The 1,888-nt window shown below is 38.0% G+C and carries 1 protein-coding gene and 2 pseudogenes; all 3 read left to right on the forward strand.

Features of this window, described 5'->3' with window-relative positions; genetic code table 11:
- A pseudogene (locus IQ242_RS23755) lies at positions 1-281 on the forward strand (transposase); the annotation flags it as partial.
- Positions 282-302: 21 nt separating this feature from the next.
- Positions 303-701, forward strand: a pseudogene (locus IQ242_RS23760) (hypothetical protein); the annotation flags it as partial.
- A 21-nt stretch (positions 702-722) separates the two neighbouring features.
- A complete protein-coding gene (locus tag IQ242_RS23765) occupies positions 723-1,721 on the forward strand; it encodes an Rpn family recombination-promoting nuclease/putative transposase (protein WP_193961648.1) in 999 nt (332 codons plus the stop codon).
- Positions 1,722-1,888 lie beyond the last annotated feature (167 nt).

The raw sequence follows: 1,888 nt of genomic DNA on the forward strand, positions 1-1,888 counted from the left end.
AGCTGATAATTGTTATAGCTATCGCCTATACAAGTGCCACACTGCAAGGTAAAAAAATTAAGGATATGGGAATCCAAAAATATGTCACAAGACCTGAAAAAAGATATAAAGGTCAACGCAGACACAGTAGTTTTTATGTGGGTCAGCATCTCTATCATTGGCTCCAGCTACATCAAATGTTCCCAAAAAATATAGAAGAGTTAATGCAAATTAGCCGCTATCGGTTGAAGGATTACATCAAAGGACAAAGAGCGATATCGCTTGCCCTATCTACCTTCTAGCTCGCTTGTCCCCCTCTCAGGTTTGAAATCATCGACAATCTGATGACTTTATCCCCTGAATTACAGTCAAGTTTAGAGAGTAAAATCAAACAATTTGAGGAGGAAAGAACCATGCCTTTAATGAGTAATATGGAGTTACGAGGAATAGAACGCGGTAAGGAAATTGGTAAGGAAATTGGGGAGTTACGAGGGATAGAACGCGGTAAAGAAATAGGCAAGGAAATTGGTAAGGAAATTGGAGCGTTAGAAAATGCTCGTAACTATGTTAAAACGGTGCTGAAAACGCGATTGGGTGACATTCCAATAGAAATTGAGCAAGCTGTGGATAAAATTTCTGTATTATCGATTTTAGACGAGTTACTGAAATCGGCATTAACCGTTAATTCTTTTGATGAGTTGCATCAACTTTTAGAACAATAGTCTCAGGAATTTTCTTCTCCAATGAACCCAACAACCGCCAATTATGATGAACCCTGGAAAGAAGCATTAAGCCAGTATTTTGAAGCGTTTTTATACTTCTTTTTTCCTGAAGTTCACCAATTAATTGATTGGACAAAAATTCCCGAATCCCTAGAAAAAGAACTCAAACGGATTACCGCTTCAGCAAAGACAAAAAAACGTTTCGCTGACAAACTCTATAAAGTCTGGTTACTCAGTGGTGAAGAAGTGTGGATTTTGATTCATATTGAAATTCAAAGTCAATACGAAGAAAATTTCCCTCAGAGGATGTATATTTATAACTATCGTGCCTTTGATTTGTATCAGAAACCGGTTATCAGTCTCGCTATATTAGGGGATGAACGAGTAAATTGGCGACCAGATTCTTATAATTATAATATCGCCGGCTGTGAAGTGAGTCTGAAATTCCCAACAGTCAAATTACTGGACTATGAGGAAAGCTGGTCAGAACTAGAAGCAAGCAGCAATCCCTTTGCTATAATCGTCATGGCACACCTGAAAACAAAAGCGACTACTGGAAAGCTGCCACAACGGGAACAGTGGAAGTGGAAGTTAATCAGGGGATTATATGAAAAGGAGTTCGAGAGGGAACAGATAATTAAACTGTTTGAAATCATCGACAATATGATGACTTTATCCCCTGAATTACAGTCAAGCTTAGAGAGTAAAATCAAACAATTTGAGGAGGAAAGAACCATGCCTTTAATGAGTAATATGGAGTTGCGAGGAAGGAAAATTGGTGAGGAAATTGGGGAGTTACGAGGGATAGAACGCGGTAAGGAAATTGGAGCGTTAGAAAATGCTCGTGATTTTGTGAAAAAAGTTTTGGAAAACCGACTAGGCGATATCCCTGGAGATATTGGACAATGTCTCAATGATGCTTCAGTTATTTCGGTTTTAGAAGAGATGTTAAAAGCCGCACTTATAGTAAATTCTTTTGAGGAGTGTAGGAAGTCTTTTAGTATCATCATAAATAAGTAGTGTGGGTAATACCTACCTTACTTAGTAAACTGTTTGAAATCTGACAGGGGGACAAGCCAGCTGAAAAGCTTATGTAGCATGGAATACAGACACAGACTCCAAAAAAAGATAAGTCATATTTACCATATATGACCTAAATAACGAAAATGATAAGTGAACTATACCAG

Origin of the sequence: Microcystis sp. LEGE 08355 (assembly GCF_015207185.1) — a bacterium.
Lineage (GTDB): Bacteria > Cyanobacteriota > Cyanobacteriia > Cyanobacteriales > Microcystaceae > Microcystis > Microcystis panniformis.

Excerpts from the sequence above, each read along its gene's own strand:
- IQ242_RS23765 (WP_193961648.1), top strand. The coding sequence starts at position 723 with ATGAACCCAACAACCGCCAATTATGATGAACCCTGGAAAGAAGCATTA.